Source organism: Streptomyces sp. NPDC060205, from assembly GCF_042728395.1.
Taxonomy (GTDB): Bacteria; Actinomycetota; Actinomycetes; order Streptomycetales; family Streptomycetaceae; genus Streptomyces.
This window is the reverse complement of the sequence record NZ_JBHWZP010000207.1, coordinates 1-16698: the sequence shown is the minus strand read 5'-3', so window position 1 is coordinate 16698 and position 16698 is coordinate 1. Positions and strand designations below refer to the sequence as shown.

Sequence of the window (16698 nt, the reverse complement as noted above, 5' to 3'; positions counted from 1 at the left end):
GTTGCGGGCCGCTCGTGGAGGCCCGCAACGCCCCCTGGCTCTACCTGAGTTGCCTCAGGGAGTATGCGGGGCGGTTCCCTCGGTCAGGAGTTGACCTGCGCCGTCACCAGGCTGGAGAACGTCGTCAGGCGGGTGTAGACGCCCGGGTAGCCGGCGTCCGCGCAGCCGTAGCCCCACGAGGTGATGCCGGCGAGCTTGCCGCCGATGACGAGCGGGCCGCCGCTGTCGCCCTGGCAGGTGTCCACGCCGCCGGAGGTGTAGCCCGCGCACACCATGTCGGAGGAGATGTACGAGGAGCCGTACGCCGAGGAGCACGTCGAGTTGGACACGGTCGGGACCGTGGCCGTGCGCAGCTGGTTGGAGGACGAGCCGCCCGAACTGGTCGTGCCCCAGCCGAGGATGCGGGCCGTGGTGCCTGCCGTGTACAGGCTGGTCTCCGAGGCGGAGACATAGCTGATCGGCGTGTACGGCATCGACGTCGACAGGGTCAGGACGGCGACGTCGTCCCCCTCCTCGGCGTCCGTGTAGCTGGGGTTGATCCATATCTTGCTGACCCGGGCGACGGTGCCGTCGGTGCCGTTGCGGTAGGTACGGCCGCCGACCACGCGCACGCTGCTCGTGGTCTCGCCGACCATGCAGTGGGCCGCGGTGACGACCTTGGTGGCCGACACGAGGGTGCCGCCGCAGAACTGGCTCTGCGAGGCGGTGGTGATCTGCATGACGTACGGGTACGCGGCGGCCGTGGTCGTCGTGCCGCCGACGATGGGGGCGGGGGCGGCACTTGCGGTGGTCGCGCCGAGAAGACAGGTGGTCGCGGCGGCGGCGACGGCCGCGGTGGTGGCGGCGGCCTTCTTGGCAAAGGTGAGCCCGAACATGGATCTCCTCAGGAGTGCCGGTGGGGGGTGCACTGTGGGGTGGTGCGTCGGCCTGCGGGGGTGTGGTCCACGCTAGGAGTGGGGCGGGGGTGATCCCAATGAGGGAACTCCCTCGGGCGGTTACCGAGGGATAACCCTCGGTCACGTTCGCCCGGACGGGCGGGCGGGCGGGCGTTGTGGGTCGGCTGCGGCCCCGGTGGGGGCTGGTCGCGCAGTTCCCCGCGCCCCCAAAAGATTGCGCAGTTCCCCGCGCCCCCAAAAGATTGCGCAGTTCCCCGCGCCCCTGAAAGCCAAAAGATTGCGCCGTTCCCCGCGCCCCTTGAAAGCGACAAGACTGCGCCGTTCCCCGCGCCCCTGAACTGGGGCGCGGGGAGTTCACTCCCCCCGGTGCTGCCCCGCCGCCAAGCGCACGATGTCCACCCGGGAGCGGATGCCCAGCTTTCGGTAGACGCGGGTCAGCGTGGCCTCGACCGTCTTCACGCTGATGAACAGGCGCGCGGCGATCTCCCGGTTCGTGGCGCCCTCCAGGACGAGCGCCGCGACCTGACGTTCCGTCGAGGCCAGCCGGTCGAGATGCGGCAGCACCGACTCGGGGGCGGCCGGAGCGGAGACACCGGGGGAGGCCGCGGCGGGCGCGGAGCCGGCCGCGGCGACCGCGTCGAGCTGGCGCAGCCACGGCATCGCCCGGCAGCGCCGGAACAGCCGCGCCGCCTCGTCGTACGAGCCCCGCCCCGACTGCTCCGCGCGCAGCCGCGCCAGCGCGAACGCGGCCCGGGCCTCTTCGAGTCCGTAGCCGAGCTGCGCCAGCCGGTCCTGCGCCGACGTCAACTGCTGGGCCGCCGCCTCGTGTTGCCCGGTCGCGGCCTTCACGAGCGCCTCGGCCCGGTCCAGTACGGCCAGCACGCTCGCCCGCCGCAGCCGTACCGCGTGCTCGCGGGTGGCGGTGATGACGTCCTGCGCCTCCGCCGGTTCGCCGACCAGGACGAGCGCCTCGGCGAGGTCGCCGTGCCAGCGGCCTCGCGCCGGATCGGAGATGCCGAGCCGCTGCTCCGACTCCCGGGCCCGGCGCAGCGAGCGGACCGTGCCGGCCGCGTCCCCGGCCACCAGCTGGGCGTGCCCGAGCGCGCCCAGGGCGCGGGAGAGGTAGATCAGGTCGCCGTCGTCCTCGGCCCGCCGCACCGCGTCCCCAGCGAGCACCAGCGCCCGGTGCACGTCGCCGCCCGCGGCCTCGGCGAGCGAGGTGAACATGTTGCCCGCGGCCTCGCCGATGCCGGTGTCCCGGGCGAGCCGCAGACTCTCGTGGGCGAGGTCGAGCGCCCGGCCGCAGTGCCCGGAACGCAGTTCGGTCTCCGCGAGCCCGCGCAGGAAGTGGACCTCGCTCTCGACGATGCCGCGTCTGCGCACCTCGCCGAGCAGCCGGGTGATCGAGACTCTGGCGTCCGTGAGCTGGTCGCTCATGATCAGCCAGCGGAAGCGGGTGGCGCCGGCGCCGTTGTGGTCGACGGCGACCCGCAGGTCCTGGGGCTCCGCGAGGGCCTTCTCCAGGGTCACCGGGGCCGCGGGGTGCCCCATCAGGGTCTCCATCTGGGCCTGGAAGGACAGGGCCAGCAGCTCGGTGCTGCGGTCGCCCGCGGTGGCCGCCAGCCGTGCCGCGCGGGCGGCCTCCTCGCGGCCCTTGTCCATCGCGCCCTCCACGAGGAGCGCCCGCCACGCCAGTTGGTAGCGGACCAGCGCCAGCAGCCGCGGGTCCTCGCCCGCGTCCGCGAGGGCCTGCGGGAACACGGCCTCGACGTCGGCCATCGCCTGCCCGGCCGCGTCGATCACGACCATCCAGGCGCGGACCCGCACGGCCGGGTCCGTCGCGCGTTCCAGGACGTCGCGGGCCACCTCGCGGGCGAGGTCGATCTCGCCGGAGGTCAGCGCGTCCTCGGCGGACCGCAGCCGCCGCTCGTCGGCGCCGACGCGGCTGCCGGCCGGGGTGTGCCGGGCGGCTAGCAGTCCGAGCTGGGCCGCCACGGAGGGCGCGCCGCGGTCCCGGGCCAGGGCGGCGGCCTCGGAGAGCCGTTCGGCGACCTGCTCGTCGGTGCCGGTGGTGGCCAGCGCGAGATGCCGGGCCCGCTCGATCGGCTCGGAGGCGGCCGTCGACAGGGCGGCATGGGCGGCCCGCCGTTCCTGGGGGGTCGCCTGCGCGTACAGCGCGGCCGAGACGAGGGGGTGCGCGAACCGTACGGCGCCCTCCTGGCCGTCCGGGCCGTGGCCGTCGGGGCCCTGGGCGGCCACCAGCCCGAGGGAGGCGGCCAGCGCGATCTCGGCCTCCGCGTCCGGACGGCCCGCGGACTCCAGCAGCGACTGGGTGGGGCGGGCTCCGGCGCTTGCCACCAATAGCGTCTGCCGGGCCTCGGCGGACAGCAGCTCCAGACGGCTGAGCACGAGGGCGCGCAGCGAGGTCGGTACCGGCAGCGGTTCGCCGGGCCGGGGAGGCGTCGGGCTCTCGGCGAGGGCCCGGCCGATCTCCAGCGCGAAGAGGGGGTTGCCGCCGCTGGTGTGGTGGATGTCCCGCAGGGTCGAGCGGCGCAGCCCGGTGTAGCCGCGGGCGGTCAGCAGCTCGGAGGTCTGCGGCCGCGACAGCGGGGCCAGCCGCAGGGCCAGCGTCTCCGGCGGATACGCGCGTAGATACGGGTCGTGCTCCTGCTCCTTGGGTTCCGTGCCGGTACGCACCGCGCCGAGCATCCGCACCGGCATGCCGCCGAGGCGCCGGGCGGCGAACGCGAGCAGTTCGGCGCTGGGCGCGTCCAGCCACTGCAGATCGTCGGCGACGAGCAGGACGGGCCCCTTGGCCGCCAGCGCGCGCAGCACCGAGAGCACGGCGAGCCGCAGCGCCAGACCGTCCTGGTGCAGGGACGATTCGGCGCGCCCGGTGAGGGCCGCTTCGAGTGCGGCCTGCTGCGGGGCGGGCAGCGCGTCCGCGACCTCGTCGGCGACCAGGCCGAGCAGATCGACCAGCGCCAGGAACGGGAGATGCGATTCGGACTCCGTGGCGGAGCAGCGCAACACGGTCCGGGCCGATTCGGCGTATTCCGCAGTAATTGCCCGCAGGACGGTCGACTTTCCTATTCCGGGCGGACCGTGCAAGAGGAGGCTGCCCCCTCGGGAGAGCTGGCCGCGTGCTCGTCCGAGCAGCTCCTCCCGCCCGATGACCTGGCCGGAACGGGGTCTGACAGGCTCTTCGAAATCCCGTCGCACGCGCACCGCTCCCCTCAAGTCGTGTCCGGAACAATCTTATGCAAAGAGCCCCTGAATTTCGGGGGGTTCGACCGTGAGGGAAATAACAGAGATTCGGTATACGGGATTTCATGGCACCCGCACATGTATGAAACACGCGGAGTGGTACGGACCTTCACGGCAGCAGCCCCGCCCGCCGCGCCGCCACCACGGCCTCCAGCCGCGTATGGGCGCCCAGCTTGCGCATCGCCGACCGCAGATACGCCTTCACCGTCTCCGCGCTCAGCCCGAGCAGCTCCCCGGCCCCCGCGTTGGTCCTGCCGACGGCCACACAGCTGAGAACGTCCAGCTCACGCGGGGTGAGCCGGATCTGCCCCGCGGACTGGAGGGAGCCGGCCGACCGGAGCGATCCCGGCGGCCGGACCGATCCGGGCGAGCCCGCCGCTCCGGCCGTCCACGCCGGTCCCGGCGAGGCCGCCAGCGTCTCGCAGACGGACAGCAGCTCGGCCCGCAGCGCCGGGTCCACGACCCGCGGGGCCAGCGCGCGCAGCGCCCCGTGCGCCTCCCGGAGCCGCTCCCAGGCGACACCTTCCGCCCCCTGCGCCCCCGCGCGCCTCCCCGCCCTCTCGGGCGCCCCCGGCTCCCGTGCCGCCGCCAGCAGGCCGTACGCCTCGTCCCGTACGGCCAGTGACTGCTCCACGTCCCGGGCCGCCTCCACCGCCGCGGACAGCGTGCGGTCGCCGAGAGGCTGGGCCGAGCGCAGGGCGCCGTACAGGACACCGCGCACCCGGCGGCGTACGACGACAGGCACCGCGAGGACGGAGCGCAGCCCCTCCGCGGCGACCGCGACGTCGTACTCGTGGCTGATCCGCCGGGACGAGGAGTAGTCCGTCACGGCGCACGGCCGGACCAGGGCGACCGCCTTGCCGCCCAGACCGCTGCCCGAGGACACCGCGAGCGCGCTCAGCGCGGCCGTCGTCGTGCCGTTCAGCTCGCTGATGCGGACCTGCGCGCGGCCCGGTTCGACCAGCCCGCCGAAGGTGACGGCAAGGCCCGTCTCCCTCCGCAGCCGCATCAGCGCGCCGCGCATCTCCACCGTGTCGGCGCCGCCAGTTGCCACGTGCTCGTCCCTTCACCGTCACGCACCCCCCGTCCGGGGGTAGTGAGACCCGCATCACGGATTACACGATGGGGGAGAGCCACCCGGCAATGGTCCGGGACCGAGGAGGACTGATGACGACGCCGCCGACGACGCCGGCCCACTCCGCGCCTACGGAGCCCACGGAGAGCTTCCGCGCGGCGCGGGACTTCCTGCTGGCGCACCGCGAGGACTACACGAAAGCGTACGAGGGCTTCTCCTGGCCCCGTCCGGAGTACTTCAACTGGGCACTCGACTGGTTCGACGTCATCGCGGCCGGCAACTACCGCACCGCGCTGCACATCGTCGAGGAGGACGGCTGCGAGATCGAGCTGTCCTTCGCCGAGCTGTCCCTGCGCTCCGACCGGGCCGCGGGGTGGCTGCGCGAGCTGGGCGTCCGCGCCGGAGACCGCATCCTGGTCATGCTCGGCAACCAGGCCGAGCTGTGGGAGACCGCGCTCGCCGCGATGAAACTGCGCGCCGTGGTCATCCCCGCCACACCCCTGCTGGGCCCGGCCGACCTGCGCGACCGCGTCGAACGCGGCCGGGTCCGGCACGTCGTCGTGCGCGCCGAGGACACGGCCAAGTTCGACGAGGTGCCCGGCGACTACACACGTGTCGCGGTGTCGGCGACAGGGCCGGCGGCAGCCCACCAGGCTGCGCGCGCGGGCTGGCACGCCTACGAGGAGGTCCATGGGCGCGCCTTCGAGCCCTTCACGCCGGACGGTCCCACCCGGGCCGACGACCCGCTGATGCTCTACTTCACCTCGGGCACCACCGCCCGCCCCAAGCTCGTCGAGCACACCCACGTCTCGTACCCCGTCGGTCACCTGGCGACCATGTACTGGATCGGTCTCAAGCCCGGTGACGTGCATCTGAACATCGCCTCGCCCGGCTGGGCCAAGCACGCCTGGTCGAACCTCTTCGCCCCCTGGAACGCGGAGGCGACCGTCTTCATCCACAACTACACGCGCTTCGACGCGGGCCGGCTGATGGCGGAGATCGAGCGGGTCGGGGTGACCACGTTCTGCGCGCCGCCCACCGTGTGGCGCATGCTCATCCAGGCCGACCTGAGCCGGCTGCGTACGCCCCCGCGCGAGGTCGTCGCCGCCGGTGAACCGCTCAACCCCGAGGTCATCGAGCAGGTGCGCAGGGCGTGGGGCGTCACGATCAGGGACGGTTTCGGGCAGACCGAGACGGCCGTCCAGGTGTCCAACAGCCCGGGTCAGCCGCTGAAGACGGGGTCGATGGGACGGCCGAGCCCCGGCTACCGCGTCGAACTGCTCGACCCGGTGACGGGCGCCCCGGGTGCGGCCGAGGGCGAGATCGCGCTCGACCTGTCCGTGCGCCCCGTGGGCGTCATGACCGGCTACCACGGCGACCCCGACCGCACGGCCGAGGCGATGGCGGACGGCTATTACCGCACCGGCGACATCGGCTCGCGCGACGCCGACGGGTATGTCACTTATGTGGGGCGGTCGGACGACGTCTTCAAGGCAAGTGACTACAAGATCAGTCCCTTCGAGCTGGAGAGCGCGCTCCTGGAGCACGAAGCCGTCGCCGAGGCCGCCGTCGTGCCCGCGCCGGACGACCTGCGGCTCGCGGTCCCGAAGGCGTACATCGTGCCGGCGGAGGGCTGGGAGCCGGGCCCCGACACCGCGAAGGTCCTCTTCGAGCACTCGCGCACGGTTCTCGCGCCGTACAAGCGCATCCGCAGGCTGGAGTTCGGTGAGCTGCCCAAGACCGTGTCCGGGAAGATCCGGCGCATCGAGCTGCGCGAGGCCACGGCGGCGGGTTCCGACGCCGAGTACCGCGAGGAGGACTTCCGATGACCGATCCGACGACCGCCCCGACGACCGAACGGACGCCCACGCAGCTGTCGTACGCGCACGGGGTGAGCGGCACCGGACTGCTCGGGGACACGATCGGGGTCAACCTCGACCGGGCGGTGGCGCGTTGGCCGGACCGCGAGGTGCTCGTCGACCTGCCCTCGGGACGCCGCTGGACGTACGCCCGCTTCGCCGCGGACGTCGACCGGCTGGCGTGCGCACTCCTCGCGAGCGGCGTCACCAAGGGCGACCGGGTGGGCATCTGGGCGGTCAACTGCCCCGAATGGATGCTCGTCCAGTACGCCACCGCCCGCATCGGCGCGGTCATGGTGAACATCAACCCCGCCTACCGCACCCACGAGGTCGAGTACGTCCTCAAGCAGGCCGGCATCTCCCTGCTGTTCGCCTCGCTCAGCCACAAGACGAGCGACTACCGGGCGATGGTCGGTCAAGTACGCGGCGCATGCCCGCAGTTGCGGGAGACCGTGTACGTGGGTGACGCGACCTGGGACGCGCTGCTCGACCGTGCCACCCCGGAACTGGGCGAGCAACTCCCGCTACTGGCACGCGAGTTGTCCTGCGACGACCCGATCAACATCCAGTACACCTCGGGCACGACAGGCTTCCCCAAGGGCGCGACCCTCTCCCACCACAACATCCTCAACAACGGCTATTTCGTGGGCGAGTCGATCGCCTACACCGAGCGGGACCGCATCTGCGTACCGGTGCCGTTCTACCACTGCTTCGGCATGGTGATGGGCAACCTCGCGGCCACCTCGCACGGCGCCTGCATCGTCATTCCCGCGCCGTCCTTCGAACCCGCGGCGACGCTCCGGGCGGTGCAGGAGGAGTACTGCACCTCGCTGTACGGCGTACCGACGATGTTCATCGCGGAGCTGAACCTTCCGGAGTTCGCGCAGTACGACCTCTCCTCCCTGCGGACCGGCATCATGGCGGGCTCGCCCTGTCCGGTCGAGGTGATGAAACGGGTGGTCTCCGAGATGCACATGGCGGAGGTGTCCATCTGCTACGGCATGACCGAGACCTCGCCCGTGTCCCTCCAGACGCGCCGGGACGACGACCTGGAGCACCGCACCGGCACGGTCGGGCGGGTCCTGCCGCACATCGAGGTCAAGGTGGTCGACCCGGCGACCGGTGTCACGCTGCCGCGCGGCTCCGCGGGCGAGCTGTGCACCCGCGGCTACAGCGTGATGCTCGGCTACTGGGACGAGCCCGAGAAGACCGCCGAGGCGGTCGACGCGGGGCGGTGGATGCACACCGGGGACCTGGCGGTGATGCTCGACGACGGATACGTACAGATCGTCGGCCGGATCAAGGACATGATCATCCGGGGCGGCGAGAACATCTACCCGCGCGAGATCGAGGAGTTCCTGTACGCGCACCCGAAGATCGCCGACGTGCAGGTGGTCGGCGTGGCGCACGAGCGGTACGGCGAGGAGGTGCTGGCCTGCGTGATCCCCCGCGACCCCGCCGATCCGCCGACGCTGGCGGAACTGCGCTCCTTCTGCGAGAACCGCCTGGCCCACTACAAGTCACCCAGCCGACTGCGCATCATGGACACCTTCCCGATGACGGTCTCGGGAAAGGTACGCAAGATCGAACTCCGAGAACAGCACGGACAACCGGACTAGCCCTTCGGAGCAGGGCAGGCCCGCCCCCGCAAGGGGCGCGGGGAACGGCGCGAGCAACCACGACGCTCCCGCAGGTTAAAACGTCCGCAGCCTCCACCCCCGCAAGGGGCGCGGGGAACGGCGCGAGCAACCACGACGCTCCCGCACGTTCAGACGTCCGCAACCCCCCACCCCCCAAGGGGCGCGGGGAACTGCGCGACCAGCCACAGCGAACCCGCACCCACAACACCCCACCCCTGGAAGGGGGACCCGGCGGGGGGCGGGCCGCCCATGCCCCCCGCCTATGCCCCTGACCCCTGCACCGGACGGTGCCCCACGCTCCTACCCGCCCCCCAAACACCCCCACGCGCTCACTCACACGTGTCTCGAACAGCCAATTCGCCGACGCGATGAGGACTACAACGGGTCACTTCGGCGGTCGCACGACCGCGACGTCCGACGGGGGAGCGGTGAATATGCGATTCGGACTGCACAGCGCGCAGGCACGCAGACGCATGTGGTTCGCCGTATGCGCGGTGGCACTCGCGGCTCTGGCCGCGATCCTGCGCTTCTGGTGGCAGGACTCGGCCACCGCCGGCGTCCTGCTGACAGCCCTCGGCGCCTTCATGTCGGTCGCCGCGCTGATGGCCGACGTACTGCGCGGCGACTCCACCCCGCGCCCGGACGGCGACGGGGCGCACCGGCGCCGGGCGGTCGAGGCGCTCGCGGAGGCCGTACGGGAACAGTGGGCCGCCGAGGCACGGCTGCGGCGTCTTCAGGACCCCGCGCCGCTGGAGGTGGACTGGGCCCTGGCGGACCGCCGCCTCGCCGACCACCCGTACAACATCCCGCCCGGCGCCGTACTGCCCCGCCCCCGAGCGGGCGGCGGCGCCCCGAGCCTCACGGCTCCGGGCTCCGCGGCCCCGGGGCCCGCGGATCCGACCGCCCCGGACCGGGACCCCGCGGATCCGCCCGCCCCGGATCCGGCCGCCGCGCCGCCGGGCCGGCGCGTCGTGGTCCTGGGCGAGCCCGGATCGGGCAAGAGCGTGCTGGCGATGCGGTACGTCCTGGACCGGCTCACGGCCCGCCAGGAGGGCGGACCGGTCCCGGTGATCTTCCCGCTCGCCTCGTGGGACCCCCTGCGCGCACCGCTGCGCGACTGGCTCGCGGCCCGGCTCGCCGCCGACTACCGGCCGCTGGCCGCGCAGGCGGACGACCGGCGCACCCTGGCCCGGGTCCTGGTCGACACGGGCCTGGTCGCCCCGGTCCTGGACGGCTTCGACGAACTGCCCCGCCCCGCCCGCGCGATGGCCGTACGCCGGATGAACGCCGAACTCGACCCGGGCGCACCCCTGTTGCTGACCAGCCGGGGCGACGCCTGGGCCGCCGCGGTGGACGAGGGCGACGTCCTCACGGGCGCCGAGGTGGTGGGGCTGCGGCCACTGGACCTCGTACGGGCCGGGGCGCATCTGGAACGCTCGGCGCGGCCGTTGCGCGTGACGGCGGACGGCGTCCCGCACACCGTGTGGACGCCGGTGCTGCGGAAACTGGCGGAGCGGCCCGACCTGCCACTGGCCAGGGCGCTCACCACACCGCTGATGGTCGCCCTGGCCCGCACGGTCTACGGCGACACCTCCCGCGACCCTGCGCCGCTGCTCGACCCACGGCGTTTTCCCACGGTGGCGGCGGTGGAGGGACACCTCCTGGAGGCGTTCGTCCCCGCGGCGTTCGCGGACGCCGGCCCGGGGGCCGCCGCCGACGCCACCCGCCGGCTCACCGTGCTGGCCCGGGGGCTGCACCGCCGTGGCACGGGCCGGCTGGCCTGGTGGGAGCTGGAGTCACTGGTGCCGCGGACCCTCGCGCTGTACGCGCCGGGCCTGCTCGCCCTCACCGTGCTGTCCTTACTCCTGCTGCCGGTCACCCTGGCCCGCGCGGTCGACGACCTGGCCGGCCTTGAGGACGTGCTGTCCCTGGTCGCCCTGCTCGTCGGCCAGACACTCGGGTTCGCGTTCGGGGTCCGCTACCTGCTGCCGTCCGGGCGGCGGGGGCCGCGAGGGACCGTCGGCCCGGACCCGGGTTTCCGGCGGCGGCAGGCGCTCGTCACCACCGGGGTGAGCGCGCTGATGTGGTCGGGCTACGCGTACTTCGACGATCTGCGCTTCGGGTTCCGCTTCGGCGGGGTCACCGACGGCTGGATGCCGGATCTGCTCGGCGGATTCCTGTTCTCGCAGCTGTTCACCCTCTATCTCGGCATCGCCGGGCTCTCCCGGCGGCCGACCCCGCTCGGACTGCCCTGGACCGGGGTCATGAGCCGGACGGCGGCCCGGCTGGGCGGGGCCGTGCTGGCGGCGGCCGGAACCGTCACCGCGGGCGTGGCCCTGCTGGGCCGCGAGGGCAGTCCGTGGACCGTGCTGCTCGGCACCACCTGCGCGGCGGCGGGTACGGCCCTGATGGCGAGCGGGACGAGCCGGGGCGGCCAGGACGGGGCGCACACCCCGCGTGCCGGGCGGATCGCCCGCCGGTTCGTGACGGGCGCGGTCAGAGGCACCGCCGCGGCGATGGTGATCGGGGTGGCCTCCTGCACGGCGGGAGGGTTCGCGGCGGTGGGCGTGACCGTGCTCAAGTCCCGTACGACCGTGGACCTGACGGACCGCACCATCGACGGCTGGTACTTCTCCGAGCGGGCCGGAGTACGCAGCGCCGTCTCGCGGCGGACCCTGCGGGGCGGTCTGCTGCTGCCCGGGGACGGCGCGCGCCCGGTGGCCTTCCCCGGGTCGACCCGGCCGCCGAACTGCACGATGCCCCTGCTGCCCCGGCGCCGGTGCGTGGACTTCGTGTCACGGCGCACGGTCTTCGAGTCGCGCGACGGTGCCGTGGTCGCGCTCCTCACCCCGGGCGCCGGCCCCCGCACGACGGCGGTCCACCCGACGAACCTGCGGTCGGTCCTGCCGGACGAGGGCCGGGACTGGCTGACCCAGGGGCCCGCGGCGGGCGTACTGGCCCGCGATCTGCCCCCGGTGCTGGTCGGGGGGCTGCTGATCGGAGTGGTGGGCGGCTGCGTGTGCGGGGTCTACCGCGCGCTGAGCGTGCCGTCGGACCTGATGCGCGCGGCGAGTCCCGGCCTCTCGCTGCGCACCGACCGGACCGCGTCCCTGACCAGGGGCGGCATGGTGGCCCTGCTCGTGGCCCTCGTGTGCGTGCCCGTCGTGGCGACGCCCGGCGACTGGGGCGGTCTGGTGCACCTGGGTACGCAACTGTGGCTGCCGCTGGGCACGGCGGCGCTGGCGTTGAGCGCCTGGGGCCGTTTCCTGGTCGCGCGCACCTGGCTGGCGGCGACCGGGCAGCTGCCGTGGCGGCTCATGGCGTTCCTGGACGAGGCGCACCAGCGGGGCGTGCTGCGCCAGTCGGGGGCGGGGTTCGAGTTCCGCCACCTGCGGCTGCAGGCGCAGCTCGCCACCGGGCCGACGGCGGACGTGGTGGCGGCCCGGTCCCCCGGATCGAGGGGGGTCCCGGACGCGTCCGACGCCCCGGACATGGACGAGGGTTTCGATCTCCACCACCGCACGCCCTAGGTGTGCTGCCCGGGCCGCTCCATCGGCAGGTACATGCACACCCGGGGCCTGCGGTCGAGGCCCTGCTCGGCCTCCCCGGCGCGGACTCTTCGCAGTCCCGGGGTGAGGTCGGCCTCCGGCAGCACACGGAAGCCGAGCCGCTCGTAGTAGGGCGCGTTCCAGGGGACCTCGGAGAAGGTCGTGAGCGTGAGTCCGGTCAGCCCCTGCTCCAGCGCGCGCTCGGCGGCGTACGCGATCAGGGTCCGGCCCACGCCCTGGTGCGCGGCGTCCGGGTGGACGGAGACCTGCTCGATGTGGAAGGCGCCGTCCAGGGGTTCACCGATCAGGTACGCGACGGGCCGGCCCGTGGCGTCCTCGGCGACCCAGGCGTGGCCCGCCTTGCGGAAACGCTCCAGGACGTCGAGCGCGGGGGGCTCGTCGTCGGCGATCTCCGGCATGCCGAAGATACGGAAGGGCTCGCCCGTGGCCCGTTCGATGTCCTGGAGCAGCGGGAGGTCGGCGGAAGTGGCCGCTCTGACGGTCATGGGGTCAAGTATGCGACTCCCCGGCCGAGTTGGTGCGATCACGCGCCGGTCGCGACGAGGTCGTCGGCGAGGCTGTTCGCGGGCTGCGGGGTACCGGTGAGGTCCAGCACGAACAGGGGGACGCCCAGTGAGTCGGCGCGGGCGCGGGCGTCCTTCTCGTAACCGGCCAGCGAGAAGTAGACGCAGCGGGACGACTCCGTCATCGCCGTCAGCCACAGGCACTCCACGTCCCGCAGGTCGGCGGGCCGCACGGTCGGGTCCACCTGGGCGACCATGCCGCGGGCCGCGAGCCCTATGCCGGAGGGCGGGCGCTGGTCGGCCCGCCGGATGTCCCGGTACCCGAGCCAGCGCAGATACAGCGCGGCGGCGGTCACCGCGTCCCGGGCCGTCCGGATGGTCACCGGCTGGAACGCTGGGCGGGGTGCCGGTTCGGCACGCGGGAGGGGGAGCGACACGGCAGCGGGCAGCCGCGGGGGCCGCCCCGGCGGTCGCGCCCCCGGCCGAGGTCCCGCCCCGCCGGCCGCGGCTTCCGCGGGCGCGGCGCTGCCGGTGCCTTCGGCGTGACCGCGGCCAGGGCTACCGGAGCGGTCCGGGCCGCCCGACCCGTCCGTAGTGCCCGAGCCGGCCGGGCCGCCCGAGCTTGACGGGGTGTCCGATCCGTCCGTGGTGCCCGAGCTGGCCGGGCCGTCCGAGTCTGACGGTGTGCCCGACCCGTCCGTAGTGCCCAAGCCGGCCGGGCCGCCCGAGCCTGACGGTGTGCCCGATCCGTCCGTAGTGCCCGAGCTGGCCGGGCCGTCCGAGCTTGACGGTGTGCCCGACCCGTCTGTAGTGCCCGAGCCGGACGGGCTGTCCGAGTCGGCCGGGTTGCCGAGGGCGGTCGGGCGATCTGAGCTGTCCAGGTCGTCCGGGCGGACAGGGCCGCCCGGGCCGGCAGGGTTGTTCCGGCCGTCCGAGCCGATAGGGCTGTCGGGGCCGGCCGGGCGGTCTGAGCCGTGCGGGCCGACCGGGCGGACGGGGTCGCCCGGGGCGACGGAGCTGTCCGCGCCTGCCGGGTGGCCTGAGCCGACCGGATCCGCCGAGCGGGCCGAACCCACCGGATCGTCCGAGCCGACCGGACCGTCCAGGCCGACCGGACCCACTGAGCCGCCCGGGCTGTCCGGGCCGACCCGGTCGTCCGGGTCCTCGGCGCCGGAGGCGTGTGCCTCGGTGGCCGCCCCAGAACGCGCGTCGGTTCCGTCGAGCCCCGTCCCGGCGCGCTCTGCCCCGCCGGGCCCTGCCCCCTGCCGACCGGGCCCGGCGCGTCCGATCCCGGCGAGACCCGTCCCGGTGAGGCCGCTCTCCGTGAGGCCCGTTCCCGTCCGGTCGGTTTCCGCGAGGCCCGTTTGCGCCCGGTCGGTCTCCGCGAGGCCCGCTCCCGTCCGGTCGGTCTCCGCGAGGCCCCTTTCCGCGAGGCCGGGCGCATCGGCATCGGGGTGCGCGGGATCGGTGGCATCCCGATCGGCGTGGGCGGGGTCGGTGGGGGCGGAGCCGGTGGCCGGCGGGGCGGTCTCGGCTGTCACCGGTACGCGCAGTACCGTCCCGCACGGGCAGCCGAGTTCCGGCCGGGGCCACTGGTCCGCGCGGCCGCAGGTCGAGCAGGGGATCGTCACCCAGCCCTCGTCCCAGGTGTGGTGGGTGATGGACTCGGGGGCCGCCCCCGAGTCCAGCGCGGGAGTGACCGGCGCACCGCACGCGCACGGGTACGTCGGCGCCGCATAGACATGCTCGCGCCGACAGGCCGGACACGTCACCGGCACGCTCTCGGCCATGACTCTCTCCAGAACACGTGACACCGAACCGCAGGGGAGCTGCGCCTCCATCGTCCTCCGGAACGCCGTCCACCGGCAGGGAATCGATCGGACGCCCCAGGATTCGCCGCGCACGCGACCCCACCGCGCGCCCTTGACGCCCTCCGGCCGCCCACCTACATTGCTTCCAGATAGTAGAAGTTAGTTTCCGTAATACGGAATTTGAAGCTCTCCGCGGGGCGCGACGGGAGCCCGAATCCGGCAGCCGAAGCAGGAGTACGCAATGGCCCGTATGACCGCTGCCCGCGCGGCAGTCGAAATCCTCAAGCGCGAGGGCGTCACCAACGCGTTCGGTGTCCCGGGCGCGGCGATCAACCCCTTCTACGCGGCGCTCAAGGCGTCCGGCGGCATAGCCCACACCCTGGCCCGCCATGTCGAGGGCGCCTCCCACATGGCGGAGGGCTACACCCGTACCGCGCCCGGCAACATCGGCGTCTGCATCGGGACGTCAGGACCCGCCGGCACCGACATGATCACCGGTCTGTACTCCGCGACCGGCGACTCCATCCCGATCCTGTGCGTCACGGGACAGGCCCCGACCGCCGTGATCCACAAGGAGGACTTCCAGGCCGTCGACATCGCGTCGATCGCCAAGCCCGTCGCCAAGATGGCGGTCACCGTGCTGGAGGCCGCCCAGGTCCCGGGCGTCTTCCAGCAGGCCTTCCATCTGATGCGTTCGGCCCGCCCGGGCCCGGTCCTCATCGACCTGCCCATCGACGTGCAGCTCACCGAGATCGAGTTCGACCCGGACACGTACGAACCGCTGCCGGTCTACAAGCCGGCCGCGACGCGCGCCCAGGTCGAGAAGGCGATCGCGCTGCTGAACGAGTCCGACCGGCCGCTGATCGTCGCGGGCGGAGGCGTCATCAACGCCGATGCCTCCGAACTGCTGGTGGAGTTCGCCGAGTTGACCGGCGTCCCGGTCGTCCCCACGCTCATGGGCTGGGGCATCCTCCCCGACGACCACGAGCTGAACGCCGGCATGGTCGGCCTGCAGACCTCGCACCGCTACGGCAACGCGACCTTCCTGGAGTCCGACTTCGTCCTCGGCATCGGCAACCGCTGGGCCAACCGCCACACCGGCAAACTCGACGTCTACACGGCCGGACGCAAGTTCGTGCACGTCGACATCGAGCCCACCCAGATCGGCAAGATCTTCGCCCCGGACTTCGGTATCGCGTCCGACGCGAAGGCGGCACTGGAGCTGTTCGTGTCGGTGGCACGGGAGTTGAAGGCCGCGGGCAGGCTGCCGGACCGGTCCGCGTGGGCCGAGGCCGCCCAGGAGAAGAAGGCGTCACTCCAGCGGCGTACGCACTTCGACGACATCCCCATCAAGCCGCAGCGCGTCTACGAGGAGATGAACAAGGCCTTCGGCCCGGAGACGCGGTACGTCACCACCATCGGCCTCTCCCAGATCGCCGGCGCGCAGATGCTGCACGTCTACCGGCCCCGGCACTGGATCAACTGCGGTCAGGCGGGCCCCCTGGGCTGGACCGTCCCGGCCGCGCTCGGCGTCGCCAAGGCCGACCCCGGGGCGCAGGTGGTCGCGCTCTCCGGCGACTACGACTTCCAGTTCATGATCGAGGAACTGGCCGTCGGGGCCCAGCACCGGATCCCGTACGTCCATGTGCTCGTGAACAACGCCTACTTGGGCCTCATCCGGCAGGCCCAGCGCGGGTTCGACATCGACTTCCAGGTCAACCTGGAGTTTGAGAACATCAACTCTCCTGAGCTGGGCGTGTACGGGGTCGACCACGTCAAGGTCGTCGAGGGGCTCGGCTGCAAGGCGATCCGGGTGACCGATCCGGGTGAGCTGGGCGCCGCCTTCGAGCAGGCGAAGAAGCTGGCCGCCGAGTTCCAGGTGCCGGTGGTCGTCGAGGCGATCCTGGAGCGCGTCACCAACATCTCGATGTCCACGACCAACGACATCAGCAACGTCGTGGAGTTCGAGGAGATCGCGACCGAGCCGGGCCACGCGCCCACGTCCATCAGGACCCTGAAGGTCTGACCCCCGCCAAGCCCTCCCTCACGAGCCGAGGCCCCGTCCTGAGTCTTCAGGC

General features: G+C 73.1%; 9 protein-coding genes and 1 pseudogene. 5 read left to right on the top strand and 5 right to left on the bottom strand.

The genetic code is table 11. The features are described 5' to 3' along the window. Positions 1 to 83: 83 nt before the first annotated feature. The 3 genes from ACFWGJ_RS29540 to ACFWGJ_RS29530 all read right to left on the bottom strand — a co-directional run bounded on the left by ACFWGJ_RS29540 (position 84) and on the right by ACFWGJ_RS29530 (position 5217). A complete protein-coding gene (locus ACFWGJ_RS29540; RefSeq protein WP_387330652.1) occupies positions 84 to 875 on the bottom strand; it encodes a S1 family serine peptidase in 792 nt (263 codons plus the stop codon). 375 nt (positions 876 to 1250) lie between these two features. Further along, on the bottom strand, positions 1251 to 4118 hold the full coding sequence (locus tag ACFWGJ_RS29535; protein WP_387330649.1) for an AAA family ATPase: 2868 nt from the start codon (positions 4116 to 4118) through the stop codon (positions 1251 to 1253). 154 nt (positions 4119 to 4272) lie between these two features. Next, on the bottom strand, positions 4273 to 5217 hold the full coding sequence (locus ACFWGJ_RS29530; RefSeq protein ID WP_387330647.1) for a response regulator transcription factor: 945 nt from the start codon (positions 5215 to 5217) through the stop codon (positions 4273 to 4275). 113 nt (positions 5218 to 5330) lie between these two features. Between ACFWGJ_RS29530 and ACFWGJ_RS29525 the strand changes: the two genes are divergently transcribed. The 3 genes from ACFWGJ_RS29525 to ACFWGJ_RS29515 all read left to right on the top strand — a co-directional run bounded on the left by ACFWGJ_RS29525 (position 5331) and on the right by ACFWGJ_RS29515 (position 12267). Next, the gene (locus ACFWGJ_RS29525) at positions 5331 to 7067 is read left to right on the top strand and encodes an AMP-binding protein (protein ID WP_387330644.1); all 1737 of its coding nucleotides are present in this window, start codon (positions 5331 to 5333) and stop codon (positions 7065 to 7067) included. Then, complete coding sequence (locus ACFWGJ_RS29520) at positions 7064 to 8716, top strand: AMP-binding protein (RefSeq protein ID WP_387330641.1); 1653 nt, start codon at positions 7064 to 7066, stop codon at positions 8714 to 8716. Before ACFWGJ_RS29525 ends, ACFWGJ_RS29520 begins: the two co-directional genes overlap by 4 nt. 455 nt (positions 8717 to 9171) lie before the next feature. Beyond that, positions 9172 to 12267 (top strand): NACHT domain-containing protein, encoded by a 3096-nt coding sequence (locus tag ACFWGJ_RS29515; RefSeq protein ID WP_387330638.1) that lies wholly within the window; start codon positions 9172 to 9174, stop codon positions 12265 to 12267. Here ACFWGJ_RS29515 and ACFWGJ_RS29510 read toward each other — a convergent pair. After that, positions 12264 to 12791, bottom strand: a complete 528-nt coding sequence (locus tag ACFWGJ_RS29510; RefSeq protein ID WP_387330635.1) for a GNAT family N-acetyltransferase — start codon at positions 12789 to 12791, stop codon at positions 12264 to 12266. The genes ACFWGJ_RS29515 and ACFWGJ_RS29510 overlap by 4 nt on opposite strands. Positions 12792 to 12829: 38 nt before the next feature. Continuing rightward, positions 12830 to 13225: pseudogene (locus ACFWGJ_RS29505) on the bottom strand (hypothetical protein); the annotation flags it as partial. A gap of 1051 nt (positions 13226 to 14276) precedes the next feature. Between ACFWGJ_RS29505 and ACFWGJ_RS29500 the strand changes: the two are divergent. Both ACFWGJ_RS29500 and gcl read left to right on the top strand, forming a co-directional pair. Beyond that, positions 14277 to 14549, top strand: coding sequence for a hypothetical protein (locus tag ACFWGJ_RS29500; RefSeq protein ID WP_387330655.1), 273 nt, complete (start codon positions 14277 to 14279; stop codon positions 14547 to 14549). Between the two features lie 312 nt (positions 14550 to 14861). Beyond that, complete coding sequence (gene gcl / locus ACFWGJ_RS29495) at positions 14862 to 16646, top strand: glyoxylate carboligase (protein WP_387330633.1); 1785 nt, start codon at positions 14862 to 14864, stop codon at positions 16644 to 16646. Positions 16647 to 16698 lie beyond the last annotated feature (52 nt).